This is a genomic window from Bosea sp. F3-2 (genome assembly GCF_008253865.1).
In the GTDB taxonomy this organism is placed as follows: domain Bacteria; phylum Pseudomonadota; class Alphaproteobacteria; order Rhizobiales; family Beijerinckiaceae; genus Allobosea.
Genome location: NZ_CP042331.1, coordinates 2,324,962 through 2,341,287 on the forward strand (window position 1 = coordinate 2,324,962; position 16,326 = coordinate 2,341,287).

General features: G+C 65.1%; 14 protein-coding genes. 6 read left to right on the plus strand and 8 right to left on the minus strand.

The genetic code is table 11. The features are described from left to right. Window positions 1–223 precede the first annotated feature (223 nt). Window positions 224–2,014 carry a cobalamin-dependent protein gene (locus FQV39_RS10775; protein ID WP_149130282.1) on the plus strand — a complete coding sequence of 597 codons (1,791 nt, stop codon included), beginning with the start codon at window positions 224–226 and terminating at the stop codon, window positions 2,012–2,014. 75 nt (window positions 2,015–2,089) lie between these two features. Here FQV39_RS10775 and FQV39_RS10780 read toward each other — a convergent pair whose 3' ends face one another. The 3 genes from FQV39_RS10780 to ydiJ form a co-directional block, all read right to left on the minus strand. Continuing rightward, window positions 2,090–2,860, minus strand: coding sequence for a pyrroline-5-carboxylate reductase (locus tag FQV39_RS10780; protein ID WP_149130283.1), 771 nt, complete (start codon window positions 2,858–2,860; stop codon window positions 2,090–2,092). A gap of 114 nt (window positions 2,861–2,974) precedes the next feature. Next, window positions 2,975–3,685 carry a FadR/GntR family transcriptional regulator gene (locus FQV39_RS10785; RefSeq protein WP_149130284.1) on the minus strand — a complete coding sequence of 237 codons (711 nt, stop codon included), beginning with the start codon at window positions 3,683–3,685 and terminating at the stop codon, window positions 2,975–2,977. A 53-nt stretch (window positions 3,686–3,738) separates the two neighbouring features. After that, complete coding sequence (ydiJ, locus tag FQV39_RS10790; protein ID WP_149130285.1) at window positions 3,739–6,801, minus strand: D-2-hydroxyglutarate dehydrogenase YdiJ; 3,063 nt, start codon at window positions 6,799–6,801, stop codon at window positions 3,739–3,741. Window positions 6,802–6,906: 105 nt separating this feature from the next. Here ydiJ and FQV39_RS10795 point away from each other — a divergent pair, with 105 nt between their 5' ends. The 3 genes from FQV39_RS10795 to FQV39_RS10805 all read left to right on the plus strand — a co-directional run bounded on the left by FQV39_RS10795 (window position 6,907) and on the right by FQV39_RS10805 (window position 8,935). Next, window positions 6,907–7,656, plus strand: a complete 750-nt coding sequence (locus FQV39_RS10795) for an SDR family NAD(P)-dependent oxidoreductase (protein WP_149130286.1) — start codon at window positions 6,907–6,909, stop codon at window positions 7,654–7,656. Beyond that, complete coding sequence (locus FQV39_RS10800; protein ID WP_149130287.1) at window positions 7,649–8,398, plus strand: SDR family oxidoreductase; 750 nt, start codon at window positions 7,649–7,651, stop codon at window positions 8,396–8,398. Before FQV39_RS10795 ends, FQV39_RS10800 begins: the two co-directional genes overlap by 8 nt. Window positions 8,399–8,473: 75 nt before the next feature. Further along, entirely contained in the window at window positions 8,474–8,935 is a 462-nt protein-coding gene (locus FQV39_RS10805; protein ID WP_149130288.1) for a DUF3422 family protein, read from the plus strand. Here the strand turns inward: FQV39_RS10805 and FQV39_RS10810 are convergent. The 4 genes from FQV39_RS10810 to FQV39_RS10825 form a co-directional block, all read right to left on the minus strand. Beyond that, window positions 8,867–9,697, minus strand: coding sequence for an ABC transporter permease (locus FQV39_RS10810; protein WP_149130289.1), 831 nt, complete (start codon window positions 9,695–9,697; stop codon window positions 8,867–8,869). The genes FQV39_RS10805 and FQV39_RS10810 overlap by 69 nt on opposite strands. 269 nt (window positions 9,698–9,966) lie before the next feature. After that, the gene (locus FQV39_RS10815; protein ID WP_149130290.1) at window positions 9,967–10,857 is read right to left on the minus strand and encodes an ABC transporter permease; all 891 of its coding nucleotides are present in this window, start codon (window positions 10,855–10,857) and stop codon (window positions 9,967–9,969) included. Next, the gene (locus FQV39_RS10820) at window positions 10,854–11,921 is read right to left on the minus strand and encodes an ABC transporter ATP-binding protein (RefSeq protein WP_187640318.1); all 1,068 of its coding nucleotides are present in this window, start codon (window positions 11,919–11,921) and stop codon (window positions 10,854–10,856) included. The genes FQV39_RS10815 and FQV39_RS10820 overlap by 4 nt, the downstream gene beginning before the upstream one ends. A gap of 92 nt (window positions 11,922–12,013) precedes the next feature. Continuing rightward, window positions 12,014–13,204: an extracellular solute-binding protein gene (locus FQV39_RS10825; protein ID WP_149130292.1), complete on the minus strand. Its 1,191-nt coding sequence runs from the start codon at window positions 13,202–13,204 to the stop codon at window positions 12,014–12,016. A 151-nt stretch (window positions 13,205–13,355) separates the two neighbouring features. Here FQV39_RS10825 and FQV39_RS10830 point away from each other — a divergent pair, with 151 nt between their 5' ends. Together FQV39_RS10830 and uxuA are read left to right on the plus strand one after the other, a co-directional pair. After that, window positions 13,356–14,051 (plus strand): GntR family transcriptional regulator, encoded by a 696-nt coding sequence (locus FQV39_RS10830; protein WP_149130293.1) that lies wholly within the window; start codon window positions 13,356–13,358, stop codon window positions 14,049–14,051. 41 nt (window positions 14,052–14,092) lie between these two features. Further along, complete coding sequence (gene uxuA, locus FQV39_RS10835) at window positions 14,093–15,289, plus strand: mannonate dehydratase (RefSeq protein WP_149130294.1); 1,197 nt, start codon at window positions 14,093–14,095, stop codon at window positions 15,287–15,289. A 146-nt stretch (window positions 15,290–15,435) separates the two neighbouring features. On the opposite strand, the gene FQV39_RS10840 is transcribed toward uxuA, so the two are convergent. Next, window positions 15,436–16,161, minus strand: a complete 726-nt coding sequence (locus tag FQV39_RS10840) for an urease accessory protein UreE (RefSeq protein WP_349238588.1) — start codon at window positions 16,159–16,161, stop codon at window positions 15,436–15,438. Window positions 16,162–16,326: the final 165 nt, after the last annotated feature.

Below are 16,326 nucleotides of genomic sequence, written 5' to 3' on the forward strand. Positions count from 1 at the left end.
GCCAGACCGACGGCGCGCATTGCCCTGCCCCGGCGCGAGCAGCGGCACCCCACAGTCCCACCAAAGGCGCTCGACGCCCGTCAGCCTTAGCAGTTGTATGATAAGTGATATATTAATATGGTGTCAAGCGACGGCCGCTGGCGGTCGGGCGGGACGAGAGAGACCTCGGCTTTCCCGGCAGGTGATATGCCGGCACCGGGTCGAGATGCAGGGAGGAAGCGCGATGGTCGGCAGTCAGGATGGGCAGGCTCTCCGCCTCCCCTCGTTGGAGGCTCTCGTCTCTCCGCGCCTGGCGCCAGGCTCGGAACTGCTGGCCGCCGGCCGCGCCATGGCGCGGCACTGGTCGGTCGGCCGCAACGCTTTCCTGGATGAGATGCAGGTGTCGTGCGAGGCCGAGTACAAGCGTCGCATGATGGCCGATCCCCGGATCGCGCAGCATGCGCATATCGGTTTCCGGAGCGTCGAGCGGACTCTCGACGCCATCCGCGAAGTCCACGAAACCACCACGAAACAGGGGGTCATCGTCGATCGCTTCGGCATCACACTCGACTGGTCGATGGGCTATCCGGAGGCGGAGCGCGCGCGGCGGTCACGCGGAACCGGCATCGTCCTGTCGGGGCCTGAGGATTTCGCGCGCATCACCGGAGCCGTCCCGGCCGCAGCTCATTTCGGCGATTTCATGCTGGGGCTGCCGGGCGCGGTCGAGAATACGAGAAGCGCCCTAGCGGCGGGCGCGACGACGATCGGCAATCTCGGCCAGTACTTCACCTTCCGGTTGCCGAACTGGGATGATGACGTCGCCACGACCGAGGCTACGGTGACGGCGCTTGGGCTGATCGCGGCCCAGCCGGTTGAAATGCTCGTCCACTCCAATCTCGACGATGGCTTTGCCGGGTTGCTTGCCGATATGAGTTCCGCACTCGGAATGGTGCTGATCGAAAAATACCTCGTCGAGGAGTTGATCGGCGCCCGCCTGGCGCACTGCTACGGCCATCACTTCACGGCGCCGTTGATGCGCCTGGCCTTCCACCATGCGCTCACGCAGCTCACCACCACGCCGGGCAGCATGATCTTCGGCAATACGGTCAGCTACAAATCCACGCCTGCCGGCAACTTCGCCAGCCTCGCCAGTTATCTGCAGGCCGATATCTGGGCGCTGCAACGGCGGCCGAGCGGCCACGCCATCAACCCTATCCCGGTGACAGAGAACCAGCGCATTCCGGATATCGAAGAGATCGTCGATGCCCAGATTTTTGCCCACCGTCTCGCCGAGCATGCCGGCACGAGCCGGGCCCTGATCGACCTTGCCGCGGTCGATGGGATGGCGGCCAGGCTGATCGACGGCGCGCGCATTTTCGCAGCTCGGATTCTGACGGGGTTCGCGGAGGCCGGGATCGACATCCGCGACCCGGCCCAGTTCATGCTCGCCTTGCGGCGCACCGGGCCGCGGCGGCTTGAGGTCCTGTATGGCGCCGGCTCACCCGATCGTGGCCAATGGAGCGGGCGGCGGCCGTTCGTCCTCGCCGAATGGGTCGAGGAACTCGAGCACGCCGCGGAGGATTGGCTTGCCGGTGTCGCGCCGCCCCTGCGGGCGCGGCTGGCTGCTGAAGCTCCGAAAGTCTGCATCGCCAGCAGCGACGTGCATGAGCACGGCAAGAACCTGATCGAGCAGATCCTGCTGCGTCTCGGCGCCGAGGTCGTCGATGCAGGCACCTCGACCGATCCCGACGATCTCGTCGCCACGGCCCTTGCCGCGGATTGCCGCTTGCTGGCGGTCAGCACCTATAACGGCATCGCGCTGCGCTATGCCGAAGAGGTCAAGGCCGCGCTCGCCAAGGCCGATCGGGCGATCCCGCTCTGTCTCGGCGGCCGGCTCAATCAGGTTCCGGACAGCTCCAATACCGGGTTGCCGGTCGATGTTGCCCCCGAGCTGGCGGCTCTCGGCGTCATTCCCTGCTCCACGCCGGAAAGGTTGATCGACGTCCTTGCGCAGCTTGTTGAAACGCCTTCGTAAGGTATCAAACCTTCGCGGGTGCATGACCATCCATCGGCATCTGCCGGTTCTGCGGCGTGAGGCGCCACGCGCCCCTTATCCGCCTCGGACTCGCGCCAAGGCGCCCGCCAGAGCGCCCTCCAGCGCAGCCGTTCCGCCGCTCCCCTGGAAGTCCCGGAAGATCTGCTCGTTCAGCCCGCCCTTTGTCGAGAATTCGGAGCGCAGTTCCGCAAAGGCAGCGTTCGGAGAGACCGCCGTCGCATAAGCGAGGCCAGTGAATAGTTGCCGCAAATAGGCATGGGCTTGGAGGGACGGAACGCCACTTTCGGTGAGCCAGCGCTCTGCGCTCTCCAGAATGCCGAAATAGGTGCCCATCAAGGCGCTGCCTGTCGTCAGCAGCTCGTATTCCCGCCGGTCCGTGACGGCAACGGCGGTCCCGAGAGCGGAGAAAATCGCGGAGATGGTCTCCTCGGGCGGGTAGAATGCCGTGGCACCCAGCCTGTGCGCCACGAAGGGAAGCGGCAGCGCCTGAGTAATCTTCACCGGCACGCCAATCCATCCGGCAATCGTCTCCGGCGAAACGACCGGGATGAAGCTGACGACATGTTGCCCGGATCGAAAATGGATATCTCGGATCACCGCCTCTGCGATCTGCGGCCTGACCGCCAGAAACACAATCTGTGATCGATCGACCACGTCCTGATTGTCCTTGCCGACGGAGACGAGGGCATGTTGCTCGGAGAGTCTCGCCGCCGTCTCGGCATTGCGGGGCGAAACGATCACCTCCTCGATATCGAGGCTTGATTTTGCCAGGCCGGCGATGACGGCAGACGAGATCGTCCCCGTTCCGACAAATCCGAGCTTCACGTTTCAACCTTTCAGCGAGCAAGGTGACCGCCGGCCTGCAGCGAGCATCTCCCGATGCCGCAGCCTGTCGCGCCCGACAGGAGCATGTTCGATCTGCGATAGACGGAAAGCGGCCTATGGAGCTTCCTCGAGAAGCTTTCTATAGCGGGCGAGACTTTCCTCGAGATGCTGCGTCATCGCTGCCCTCGCGGCTTTGACGTCTCCTTGCGTGATCGCGGCAAGGATCCCGGCGTGCTCCTTATTGACCTTCTTGAGGTAGGCTGGCCCACCGAAGAAGCCACGTCGCTTGAGGACGAGATCGAAGCTGATCTCGCTCATTACAGCCTCAAGGAAACTAGGAAAGTGCGGATTGCGCGTCGCTCTGGCGATGGCGAGGTGGAACTCGAAATCGGCTTTCGCCTCTGCCTCTGCGTCCTGCGTGTCGAGACGGTCCATGAGGTCGTAGGCGCGCGCAATCTCGGCCAGCGCCTCTGGTGTCCGGCGGGACGCCGCCAACGCCACCGCCTGCAGTTCGACCCCGAGCCGCAACTCAAGGATCTGCATGGCGGAACGAACGTCATCGATCTTGCTGATCTCGAAGCTGAGCGGTCGCGTCTCGCGCTCGGAAACGAAGACGCCAGCGCCCTGCCGGGCTGTCACCCGCCCACCCACCTTCAGCGACGCAAAGGCCTCGCGAATAACAGTACGGCTCACCCCGAACTCCTCGCAGAGCTGAGCACTCGACGGCAGCTTGTCGCCAGGCGGGTAGATGCCGGCGTCGATCCGTTCCGAGAGTTGCGAAGCAACGATCTCGGCGAGGTTTCCCCGTTGGGTGATGATGCTCAAGACAGTCCGCCTCCCGCGGAATCGATGAGCCGAAGCACTTCAGATGTCATCTATCATACGGCTTGCGCCAAGACGATCTTGTGGTGGCGCACGAGCTCCTTCAGCACCTGCAGCGGGTGGCGCGGCACCTCGCCTGCCATCAGCTTGACCTGCGAACGACAGGAATATCCGGTCGCCATCGGCACCTGCCCCTGCGGCAGCGTGTCGAGCTTCTCCTGCCAGCTCAGCCGATAGATCGCCTCGGACAGGGGGCGGTTCTTCGCCTCATGGCCGAAGGTGCCCGCCATGCCGCAGCAGCCCGTCTGAGCGACCGAAAGGGCAAGACCGAGCTGGTGAAAGACCGCCCCCCACCCGTCGATGGCTGCCGCCGCATTCGTCCGCTCGGTGCAGTGCGGCAGCAGATAGTAATGCCGGTCCGAAGCCAACTTCAGATCGCCGAAGAGGTCCGATTGGCCCGCGAGCCATTCCTGCGGCAGCAGCACCTTGGGCGCCTTGTCCGGCCCGAGTGCCGCCGCATATTCCTGCCGGTAACAGAGCGTCATCGACGGATCGAGACCGACGAGCGGCACGCCGCTGCGAGACAAGGCCGCGAGAGCCTGCGCCGTCCGCGCGGCGTTCCGCTCGAACGCGCCGAGATAGCCATGGACATGCAGTGCCTTGCCGTTCGGTCGCAGCGGCGCGACGAACGGCCGAAGGCCCAGATCCAGCAGCAGATCGACGACGTCGAGAACAAGCTGCGGCTCGAAATGGCTGGTGAAGACATCCTGGACGAGGATTACGCTCCTGGCCTTGTTCTGATCCGACAGGGCTTCCAGCCGCTCTGGCCGCGCGGTCTCGACGCCCCGCTGGCGGAGCTCCCGCATCAGCGACAGCTTTGGCAGGACCGGCAATCCAGTCAGGCCGAAACGGGCGGTCAGCGCGCGCCCGACAGTGCTGGCCGCCACCAGATTGTAGACCCTACCGAACCGCGCCAGCACGGGGAGCACGTGCTCGATCGAGGCGACCAGCGGATCCTTCAGCGGCCTCAGATAACGGCCGTAATAGAGTTCGAGGAATTTCGAGCGGAACGCCGGGACATTGACCTTGATGGGACACTGCCCGGCGCAAGCCTTGCAGGCGAGGCAGGTGTCCATCGCCTCGCGGACCTGATGAGAGAAGTCATCGTCGCGCGTCCCGCGCAAGCTGTTGAGCAGCCGCGACGGGAGGCTGCGCCAAGCTGAGGTCCGACGGAGACGCTCCGCTTCGGTCCGAGGATCGATCCCCTGCTCGGCCAGGCGACGCAGCCATTCCCGGATCAACGACGCCCTGCCCTTCGGCGAGAAGCGCCGATCGCCCGTGCCCTTGAAGGAGGGGCACATCGCGGAATCGGCATCGAAGTCGAAGCAGGCGCCGTTGCCGTTGCAAGAGGCGGCATTGTCGAAGCCGTTGCGCGTCTCGCGCCTTATCTGCCGGTCGAAGGAGCCGCGGAACGGGATGGCGTCGAGCCGGGCGAGCTCTCCGGTCGCTGGTGCCGCGATCTTGCCGGGATTGAACTGGTTGCTGGGATCGAACGCCGCCTTCAAGCGCTGCAGGGTCGGGTAAAGCGGCCCGAACATCTCCGGCACATATTCCGAGCGCAGACCCTTGCCGTGCTCGCCCCACAGCACTCCGTCATATTTGCGCGTCAAGGCGAAGACGGCATCGCTGATCCGGCGGATCAGCGGCTCCTGCGCCGGATCCGAGAGGTCGAGCGCCGGGCGGACATGGAGCACGCCGGCATCGACATGGCCGAACATGCCGTAATCGAGCCCCTCGGCGTCGAGCAGGGCGCGGAACTCGGCGATGTAGTCGGCGAGATGCTCCGGCGGAACGGCCGTATCCTCGACGAAGGGCAGCGGGCGGCGCGCGCCGCCGACATTGCCGAGGAGACCGACGGCACGCTTGCGCATGGCCCAGATCGCGTCGATCGCGTCCCGTTCCAGCGCGATCCTATGCCCTCTGCGGCCCTTGCCGGGGCGGGCGGCCAGCGCCGCCTCGATCCGGGCGAGGCTGTCCTGCAGCGCGACCAGGTCCTCGCCCAGCACTTCGACGATATTGATCCCCTGCGCCGGGCCGGCCGGATCGTCCGGAAAGAAGGCAGAGACGCGGGGCCAGACCATATCTCCGCGCGCGAGCCCGAGCACTTTCCCATCGATGGTCTCGACCGAGGCGACGCCGAGCTCCGTCAGCAGGCGCGCATCCTGCAAGGCGGCGGCGAAATCGTCATAACGGATGTTGATCAAGGCCGCGTGGCGCGGAATCGGCAGCAGGTTCAGCTCCGCCTCGCCAATCAGCGCCAGCGTCCCTTCCGCTCCGCACAGGATGGCGTTCAGGTTGAGCCCGCCATCCGCGCCGCGCAGATGCGCGAGATCATAACCGGTGAGGAAGCGGTTGAGCTTCGGAAAGCGCTGCGCGATCAGATCCCGGTTTTCGTGCTCGATCGCATCGGCCAGGCGATAAATTTCACCGATGCGGTCGTCCCGCTGCTGAACCTCCCGCAATTCTTCGGGGTCAAGCGGGCGTGACAACCATTCGGTTCCGCCCATCAGCACGGCCTGCAGCGCCACCACGTGGTTGCTGGTCTTGCCATACAGACAGGACCCCTGACCGCAGGCATCGGTATTGATCATCCCGCCGATGGTGGCCCGGTTCGAGGTCGAGAGCTCCGGCGCGAAGAACAGCCCATGCGGCGCCAGCGCCCGGTTCAGCTGATCTTTCACCACACCGGCCTCGACCATGGCGCGGCGCCGCACAGGGTCGATCGACAGGATGCGGTTCATGTAGCGCGACATGTCGACGACGATGCCGTCGGTCAGCGACTGACCGTTAGTGCCGGTCCCACCTCCGCGCGCTGTCAGTTTGATCGCGGAAAAGGCGGGCTGCGCGGCAAGCCTGGCGATCAGGACGAGATCGGCCCGGCCCCGCGGAAACAAGATAGCCCGCGGCGCGAGCTGGTAGATCGAATTGTCCGTCGCGAATACGGTCGTGCTGGCGGGATCGTGGCTCCAGTCTCCCTCGAACCCGGCCGCCTGCAATGCGGACAGAAACGCGCTGCGTTGATCATCTTCTCTGGTCAACGACGGCAGCGCAGGTATCATCGCTACGGTTCCACGGCAGGGATTGCGTGACGCAATCAACTTGGCATATAAGTGATATCATACTTACTGCCATCCCCTTTGCAAGCCGAGGCGCAGGACAAAGCGATGCAAAACCAGACCGTCGTTATCGTTGGAGGCGCGTCGGGCCTCGGCCTCGTCACTGCCAAGCTCATGATCCGCGACGGTGTGGCCAAGATCGGTCTCATCGACCTCAATGAAGAGAGGCTGGCGCTCGCCGCCGCCGAACTGACCAGCCTAGGCGCGGAGGTCGCAACTGCAAGCGCAGACATCAGCCGGAAAGACAGCGCTCATGCCGGTTTTGAGCTTATTGCCGGCAAGCTCGGCCGCGTCCACGCCCTCGTCAACAGCGCCGCGATCTATCCGCGCCGGCCGATCCTCGATATCAGCGACGCTGAATGGGATCTCGAAAACGCCGTCAACATCAAGGGCACCTATCACATGATGGTGGCTGCGGTGCTGCATATGCGCCGCTTCGTCGAGCTGCCGCATGTGACGGGGCGCATCGTCAACGTCACCTCGGTCGATGCCTTCAAGGCTCATCCGCAAAACGCCCATTACGCCGCCACCAAGGCGGCCGTGGTCAGCCTGACCAAGTCCTTCGCCCAGGAATGCGCCAAGGACCAGATTCTGGTGAATTCCGTCGCGCCGGCCGGCTTCGCCACCGACCGTGCCAAGGAACTCGGCTTCCTGCCCGAGCTCGCCAAGGCGAGCGCGCTGGGCCGTGCCGCCGAGCCGGCCGAGATGGCCGAGTGGATTGTCATGATGGCGAGCCGCCGCAACAGCTATGCCACCGGCGAGAACGTCGTCGTCAGCGGGGGCTACATCTATGTCTGAGTCTGAGGCCGGCCGGGGAACGACCGCCCTGGTCACGGGCGCAACGAGCGGCATCGGTCGCGCCACCGTCCTCAAGCTGAGGGAGATGGGCCTGGAGGTCCTCGCCCTGGGCCGCAACGCGGCCGCGCTGGCTGAGCTCAAGGCAGAATGCGGCGCGACGCCGATCGAGGCCGATGTCCGCGACATGGCGGCCGTCACGGCGCAACTCGGCGATCGCCCGGTCGACATCCTGATCAACAATGCCGGCATCCTGTCGACCCGCGCCCGCTTCGACGAGATCGACCCGGTCGAGATCGACGCGATGATCGACATCAATCTCAAAGCGCCGATGCATCTGACCCGCGTCGTGCTGCCCGGCATGGTCACACGCAAGCATGGGCATCTCATCTACTTGGGATCGAGCGGCGGGCGGGCGCCCTACCCTTCCATGGGTGCCTATGGACCATCCAAGGCTGGCCTGAGCCTGTTTTGCGACAATCTGCGTTGCGACCTGCTCGGCACCGGCATCCGTGTCAGCGAGATCGTCCCCGGCCGGGTCCAGACCGACCTCTACCGAACCGCTTTGGGCGCCGAGGCGGCAAAGGCGACGCTCTATGACGGCTATCGCGCGATCCTGCCCGAGAACATTGCCAGCCTGATTGCGACCGTGATCTCGCTGCCGGATTTCGTCGACGTCTCCCGCCTCGAAGTCTTCCCGACCGACCAGGCGACGGGAGGCGGGTCGATCGTAAAGTTCGCCTGAGCCCCCTAGACGCTGCCAGGGACCACCGACAAGAGTTGCGCGTCGCATGACGACAATCACTTCCAGCGGCTCAATATGACGGCAACTGCAGACCGGCTGAGCTCTCAGCTCTTGAACGAGCACCCGCTGCGTGCGGAGCTGCACGACGAGTTGCACGCGAGGCCTTCGCTCTATTTCGAAGGAGATAGCGATGTGTGGCATGTCGCGATACTGGGCAGTCAGGGGCCTCCCGCGGTACCGGAAGCCTTCTCCGATTTATCCGATGTATCGAGCACCCAGGATGGACGGCACGGTATCGGCACCATCCCCGGTGGCCGTCTGAAATGGGAACTTCACACCGAGTTTTTGACTCTGACCTTTGTCGCACCGGCGGCGTCGGATTCACTGTCGCAGCAAGAATTCAAGCGTCTCTCTGGCCTCGCTCCCCTAACGCATTCGGCCCGGTTTTGCGCGCCCGAGCCGTCGCCCTCACTTCTTGGCGCGGGCGACGATCTGCGTCGGGTTGACGAAGCGCAACGCGATGATCAGCCAGATTAGCGTCGTGATCATGTAGATCACCGCCATGGCGTCGATCGACTGCACCGCGCGCACGCCGGCGGCGAAGACCGCATAGTAGAGCGCGACGACAAGCGTCTGGCTGGTCGGGCCGGCCGTCAGGAAGGTCAGCTCGAACATGGCGAGCGTCCTGACAAGCACCAGCAGCAGCGCCGCGAGGATGCCGGGCATCAAGAGCGGCAGCAGCACATGCACGAAGAGCTTGAAGGTGTTGGCGCCGAAGACACGCGCCGCCGACTCGATCTTGGTGTCGATCTGCTCGATGAAGGGGATCATCACCAGGATGACGAAAGGCACTGTCGGCACCAGGTTCGCCAGCACCACGCCCGACATCTGGCCGGCGAAGCCGGTCTGGTAGAGCACGGTTGCGAGCGGGATGCCGAAGGTGATCGGCGGCACCAAGAGCGGCAGCAGGAAGAGCAGCATCACCAGCTTCTTGCCCGGAAAATCCCGCCGCGCCAGCGCATAGGCCGCGGGCACGCCGATCAGGCCGGACAGCGCAACCACCAGGAAGACGATCTGGAAGGTCACGAGCAGCACGTCGTGGAGCTGGAACTCCGCCCAGGCGGCCGAATACCAGCGCGTGGTCCAGCCGGCCGGCAGCCAGGTGCCGAGCCAGCGCGTGGCGAAGGAGGACGTCACCACCGTCGCGATCATCGCGAAGAGGTTGACGATGAAGAAGCCGATCAGCGTCCAGTTGGCGGCCGCCCAGAGCTTCGTCGAGAGACGGGTATCCTTGACCATCGGAAAGAGCTCCTAGTGGGTCTCGGCATGGCCGCGACGCCGGCAATTCGTTCGCTCCGCAAGGAGCAGTGTGCAGCCGATACCTATGGTATCGGCAAATGCTGCGACGCGGCGGGCGGGCGAATTCCCGGCGCCGAAGGTGGGCTTTGGAGGGCCGCCTGCGGCGTCGACCCTGCTCGCCGATACCAATGGGTATCGGCTGCGCGTCTCTCCTGGCATTCGTCTCCTCCAAAGCCCATCGTGGCCATGCCGAGACCCACTAGGAGCTCTTAGCCCTTTCCGCCGCCGGCAGGGCCGCGATAGAGCAGGCCGCGCGCAGCCAGCACCACCACGACGATGGCGAGCTGCACCAGCCCCATGATCATCGCGACGGCAGACGCCATCGAGTAATCGTATTCCTCGAAGGCCGCCTGATAGGCCGCGATCGAGATGACGCGGGTCGGCCCCGCGGGCGCGCCGAGCAGTACCGCCGAGGGGAAGACCGAGAAGGCCTGCACGAAGCTCAAGCAGAAGGTGATGGCGAGGCCCGGCAGCAGCAGCGGCAGGAGAATGTGCTTGAAGCGCTCCCAGGGGCCGGCGCCCAGCGTCGCGCCCGCCTGTTCCAGCGCCGGGTCGATGCCGGAGAGATAGGACAGCGTCAGCAGGAAGGTGAAGGGGAAGCCGGTGATGACCAGCGACAGCATCACGCCCCAGTAGTTGTGAAGCAGCTTCACCGGCGTCGAGATGAGGCCGAGCGTCATCAGCGTGCGGTTGAACCAGCCTTGCGGGCCGAGATAGTTCAGCAACCCCTGTGCGACGAGCACGGTGCCGAGCGTGATCGGGATGACCAGGATGGTCGTCAGCAGGCGCTGGTTCTGCATCAGCCGGACGCGGAAGGCGATCGGGATCGCCAGCAGGAGCGTCGCGACCGTCACCGGCAGGGCGAGCCAAAGCGTCGTCGCGATCGTGCCGTAGAGGAACGGATCGGAGAAGAAGCGCTGGTAGTTGGCGAAGACGCCGCCGGCCTTCGGCTCGAAGGAGAGCACGAGCCCGTAGAGGAACGGGTAGATGAACAGCGCCAGCAGGAACAGGATCGCCGGCACGACGAGCAGGGTCAGCCCGTCGAAGCCGCGCGCGGCCAGCCTCTGCTTCAGCGGAATGGAGTTGGTCGCCGTGGTCACGCCGCGCCTCCGTAGACGAGGACGCGGTCCGCGTCGGCGGCCAGCGTCACCGCCTCGCCCGGCGACAGCTTGTCATGCGCCAGGAAGGACAGGTCCGTGCCATCGGCCATACGGGCGAAGCCGACGAACTCGCGGCCGCGGAACTCGGTCGAGACGACCTGGGCCTTGAGGCCGGGCTGGCCGGCTGCCACGGGATGCAGGTCCTCCGGGCGGATAGCCAGAGTGCCGTCAGCACCGGCCGAGACCGCCGCGCGGGCACGACCCGAAAGCTGCGCATCGCCGACGGCAATCGTCGCCCTGCCCTCGCCGGCCGAAGCGACCTTGCCCTTCACCTTGTTGCGGAAGCCCATGAACTCGGCGACGTCGAGATGGTCGGGCCGCAGGAAGAGGTCTTCCGGCGTGCCGACCTGGCGAACCTGCCCATCACGCAGCACGACGATGCGGTCGGCAAGCGAGAGTGCCTCTTCCTGGTCGTGGGTGACGTAGATCGTGGTGGCGCCGAGCGTGTTGTGGATGCGGCGGATCTCGGCGCGCATCTCGAGACGCAGCTTGGCATCGAGATTGGAGAGCGGCTCGTCCATCAGCACGAGCGGCGGCTCGACGACGATAGCGCGGGCGATGGCGACGCGCTGCTGCTGGCCGCCCGAAAGCTGGCCGGGCAGCTTCTCGGTCTGGCCCTGGAGCCGCACCAGCGCCGCAGCCTCGGCCACGCGCTTGTCGATCTCGGCCTTGGACACGCCACGCATCTTGAGGCCGAAGCCGATGTTCTTGTTCACCGTCATATGCGGGAACAGGGCGTAGTTCTGGAAGACCATGCCGAAGCCGCGCTCTTCCGGCCGCAAAGGGTCGATGCGCTTGTCGTCGAGCCAGATGCCGCCGCCGGTCGCGGGCAGCAGACCGGCGATCAGGTTCAGCGTCGTCGATTTGCCGCAGCCCGAGGGCCCGAGCAAAGCAATGAACTCGCCCTTGCCGATCGTCAGCGAGACGTCCTTGAGCGCGTTGTGGGTGCCGAAATCACGGCTCAGGCGATCGAGCCGAAGCTCGCGAAACGAAGCTGCGTTGATGGTCATGGCTTCCGGAATCTTAAATGACGGTGTCGAAGGATGCCGGGCGGCGGGTTTCGAACTGCTGCCGAAGCCCGCCGCCGCAGTCAGTCTTACTTCTTCTTGGCGCCGCCGACCTGCTCGTCCCAGATGCGGAAGGCCACCACCATCTTGTCAGGGTTGAGTGGCGTTTCCATCGGGTTGTCGGCGATCAGCTTCTCGTATTCCGGACGACCGAACTCCGCGATGGCCTTTTGGCTGGAGGCGGGCGCCATCGAGAGCGGCACGTCCTTCACCGCCGGACCCGGATAGAAATAGCCTTCGTCATAGGTGAAGGCCTGCTGTGCGGGCGTCAGCATGTGGCGGATCAGATCGAGCAGTACGGCGAGCTTCTCGTCGGAAACGCCCTTCGGGATCATCATGTACTGGGCGTCGGTGACCCAGTGGAAGCCCTTGAGCGACTGGATCTTGGCCTCCTTCGGCACGATGCCCAGCACGCGCGGATTGATGTCCCAGCCCGTCGTGCTGACGATCATGTCGCGCGAGCCGTCGCCAAGCTCCTTCATCGTCGCGCCGGTGCCGCCCGGATAGTACTCGATATTCTCCCCGAGCTCCTTCAGATAGGCCCAGGTCTTGTCCCAGCCCTTCTCCGGGTCCTTCGGGTCCTTGTCGCCAAGGATGTAGGGCAGCCCCATGATCCAGGTGCGGCCGGGACCGGAATTGGCCGGGCGGGCATAGAGGAAGCGGTTCTTGTTCTGCTTGGTCCAGTCGAGCAGCTCCTGGGCCGTGGTCGGCGGAGTCTTGACCCGGTCGGGCATGTATTCGAGCAGCGGCCCGGAGGGGTAGTAGACCATCGCCATGGCCTGGCCCTGCCCGAGATTATGCATGGCCAGCGCCGGCTTGAGGTAGATGTCCTCCGGCTTCGGCAACTCAGCCGCTAGGCGCGGCAGCAGATCGACCCAGAGCTTCTGGTCGATGCCTGCCGACAACACGTCGAGCCCGCCGATGACGAAATCGATGTCGGAACGGCCGGCGTTCTGCTGAGCCTTCAGCTTGGCCGGCAACTCGGGCGCCGGGGCCTTGGTGAAGACCATCCGCGAGACGGCCTTGGGGTTTGCCTTGGCGTAATTCTCGAGCGGCGCCTGAACCAGCGCCAGCGCGCCGCCGACGTCGATGATGCTGATTGTGAGCGGCGATGCCGGCAGCTTGAGCTGCTGCGCGAAGACGCCCGGCGCATGCGCCGCAACGCTCAGACCTGCGACGCCGCCAATGAAATGACGCCGATTGATGCTGTCCTGACCCATGGTTTTCCCTCCAGACGCGTTTTCGCGCTATTTTGATCTTGTCCCGGGCCGCCGCCTTCCGAGACCGGCTCCTCAATCTGGTCCTGCTACGACATTGACGCAGGGCCGGATTAGTCGGTATCCTAGTATACTAGTCGACCAGAGCTTGGCAATGGGCACCCCCGCGGCAAGACAGAGCACAGACCAGATCTACCGCGCCCTGCGGGTGGAGATCGTGAGCGCCGCGCTGCGCCCGGGCGAAGCCATGTCCGAGGCGCGGATGGCGCTGCGCTTCGGCGTCAGCCGCACGCCGGTGCGCGAGGCCTTCAAGCGGCTGGTCGAGGAAGGCTTCCTGTCGGTCGTGCCGCAGGTCGGCACCTTCGTCGCGCCGATCGACATCGCCGCCGTGCATGACAGCCAGTTCGTGCGCGAGACCTTGGAATGCCGTACGGTCGTGCTGGCCGCGAGGCATATCGACGATGCCGGCAGGGCTACGTTGGAACGGCATATCCGCCAACAAGAACGCGATCTCGCGACCGGCGACCAGGCCGCCTTCTTCCGCCATGATGATGCCTTCCACGCCGAGATTTCGCGGCTTGCCGGCCATCCGTCGGTGTGGAGCCTGATCGAGGGCGTCAAGGCGCAGCTCGACCGGGTGCGCTGCCTGTCGCTCGAAAGCGCAAGCTGGCCCGACATGATCATGCGGGAGCATCGCGGCATCGCGGAGAGCATCAGCAACGGCAACGAGGCGCAGGCCGAGAAGGCGATGCGCGCCCATCTGCGCACCGTCTTCGCCGCGATCGAGAACATCGCACGCCACCATGTCGACGCCTTTGTCGGCTCGGCCCCACCCATCCGGCTCGACTGACGGGCCGGACGATCAGAACAATACCGCGAAGGAACGCGAAGATGGAACAATGCTGGCGCTGGTTCGGGCCGGACGATGTGGTGACGCTGGCGCAGGCCAAGCAGGCCGGGGCGACCGGCATCGTGAATTCGCTGCACCAGATCCCCTATGGCGTGGTCTGGAGCGTCGAGGAGATCGAGAAACGCCAGGCGATCATCCGTTCCGACAAGAGCTTCGGCCTGGAATGGAAGGTGGTCGAAAGCCTGCCGATCCATGAGAGCGTCAAGATCGGCGAAGGCGACCTCGAAACCGTCTTCGAGAACTACCGCCAGTCGATGCGCAACCTCGCCGCCTGCGGGCTCGAGGTGATCTGCTACAACTTCATGCCGGTGCTGGACTGGACCCGCACCGAACTCGCCCACAAGCTGCCCGGCGGCGGCACGGCGCTGCGCTTCAACCTGCATGAATATGTCGCGCTCGATCACTTCATGCTCAAGCGCAAGGGCGCCGACGAGGGCCACTCCGCCGAGGTGATGGACAAGGCCAAGGCCTGGTTCGACCACTCGACGCAGGCCGATCGCGACCGGCTGCTCGCCAGCGTGATGGCCGGCCTGCCCGGCGCCTATGACCGCTACGACCTGCCCGGCCTCGCCCGCATCCTCGAGCGCTATAGCGGCATGACGCATGACAAGCTGCGGGCCAATCTCAAGCGCTTCCTCGAAGCGATCATCCCGACGGCCGAGGAAGTCGGCATCCGGATGTGCATCCATCCGGACGACCCGCCGCGCCCGCTCTTCGGCCTGCCCCGCATCTGCTCGGACGAGGAGGACATCGCCTTCATCCTCGACTCGATCGACTCCCCGTCGAACGGTCTGACGCTGTGCTCGGGCTCGCTCGGCGCCAATCCGAAGAACGACGTTCCGGGGATCGCACGCCGCTTCGCCGACAAGATCTGGTTCGCGCATCTGCGCAACGTCGCCAAGGACCCGGACGGCTCCTTCATGGAAGCCGACCATCTCGGCGGCGACACCGACATGGTCGCGCTGGTCGATGTGCTGATGGCCGAGGAGCAGCGCCGCCGCGCCGCCGGCCTCCCGCACTGGCGCATCCCGATGCGGCCCGACCACGGCCATGAGCTGCTGGACGATGTCGGCAAGGGCAGCTTCCCGGGCTACCCGGCAGTCGGGCGCCTGCGCGGTCTCGCGGAACTGCGCGGCGTGATGACGACGCTGTCGCAGGTGAAGGGCTACGTCGCCTGAGGCGTGAAAGGCGGGCCGAAGCCCCGCCTTGGCAAGAGCTCAAGACAGCTCCGAGCCGTCATTCTCGGGCGGCGCCTAGCGTCGACCCGAGAATCTCGATCGGGAGATGCTCGGGTCAAGCCCGAGCATGACGCGGTGTTCTCGCCTCAGTGATCGTGCGAATGGCCCTTGTGGCCATGCGCCGTGCCATGGCCGTGACCATGGTCATGATGTTCATGGCCGTGATGATCGTGATCATGGCCGCAACCGCAGCTCTCGCCGTGAGCATGATGGTGGTGGTCGTGCCCATGCGGCTCATGGCCATGTGCATGCTTATGGCCGTCATCGTGACGATGATGCTCATGGCCGTGATGTGCATGGCCATGATCGTGTTCGTGATCGTGATGGTGGTGATCGTGCCCGCAGCCGCAGTCATCGCCGTGGGCGTGGTGATGAATCTCCTGTTCCGGCTGGAACGGGCGCTCGACTTCCGCCATCGAACAGCCCTGCCCGCGCACCAGCTCGGTCAGTGCCGGATGGTTGGGAACATAGAGCGCGTCGGCCGTCATCTCCGCCGGAACGTGATGGCCGCCGAGATGCCAGGCGAGGCGCGCCAGCCGCAGCGGGTTCTCGGCACGGACTTCCAGCAGGCTTTCCGGAGCGGCCTTGACCTGCACGAGGCGGCCATCTTCCAGCTTCAGCGCATCGCCGTCGTTCAGCGTCGCAGGCTTGTCGAGATCGATCGCGAATTCGAGCCCGCCGGCAGCCTTCACGGCGACGCCGCTGCGGTTGCGGTCCTGATATCCAAGGCTGAGCGTATCGACGACGCGCTCAGCGCGGACGGCGGCCTTGCGAAGGACGGAAGTGGCGCGAAGCATATGCGGCGATCCCATGGCTGGGGCTGGAGCGCGAGGCTCAAAGCCCGGACCGGAGCTTAGTAGCACAAACCAGGGGGCGCGCTAGATCGCCGCGCGTCCTATCGGACGCGGCGTGGCGATCTATCTGTTTGTCTTAGCATCGGATTTGCCCGAAAAGTGGATTCCACTTTTCGGTCCGAT

What these genes read in the sequence shown, in the direction of transcription:
- FQV39_RS10775 (WP_149130282.1), top strand. Translation starts at nt 224, where the DNA reads ATGGTCGGCAGTCAGGATGGGCAGGCTCTCCGCCTCCCCTCGTTGGAG.
- ydiJ (WP_149130285.1), bottom strand. Translation starts at nt 6,801, where the DNA reads ATGATACCTGCGCTGCCGTCGTTGACCAGAGAAGATGATCAACGCAGC.
- FQV39_RS10795 (WP_149130286.1), top strand. Translation starts at nt 6,907, where the DNA reads ATGCAAAACCAGACCGTCGTTATCGTTGGAGGCGCGTCGGGCCTCGGC.
- FQV39_RS10800 (WP_149130287.1), top strand. Translation starts at nt 7,649, where the DNA reads ATGTCTGAGTCTGAGGCCGGCCGGGGAACGACCGCCCTGGTCACGGGC.
- FQV39_RS10805 (WP_149130288.1), top strand. Translation starts at nt 8,474, where the DNA reads ATGACGGCAACTGCAGACCGGCTGAGCTCTCAGCTCTTGAACGAGCAC.
- FQV39_RS10810 (WP_149130289.1), bottom strand. Translation starts at nt 9,697, where the DNA reads ATGGTCAAGGATACCCGTCTCTCGACGAAGCTCTGGGCGGCCGCCAAC.
- FQV39_RS10825 (WP_149130292.1), bottom strand. Translation starts at nt 13,204, where the DNA reads ATGGGTCAGGACAGCATCAATCGGCGTCATTTCATTGGCGGCGTCGCA.
- FQV39_RS10830 (WP_149130293.1), top strand. Translation starts at nt 13,356, where the DNA reads ATGGGCACCCCCGCGGCAAGACAGAGCACAGACCAGATCTACCGCGCC.
- uxuA (WP_149130294.1), top strand. Translation starts at nt 14,093, where the DNA reads ATGGAACAATGCTGGCGCTGGTTCGGGCCGGACGATGTGGTGACGCTG.
- FQV39_RS10840 (WP_349238588.1), bottom strand. Translation starts at nt 16,161, where the DNA reads ATGGGATCGCCGCATATGCTTCGCGCCACTTCCGTCCTTCGCAAGGCC.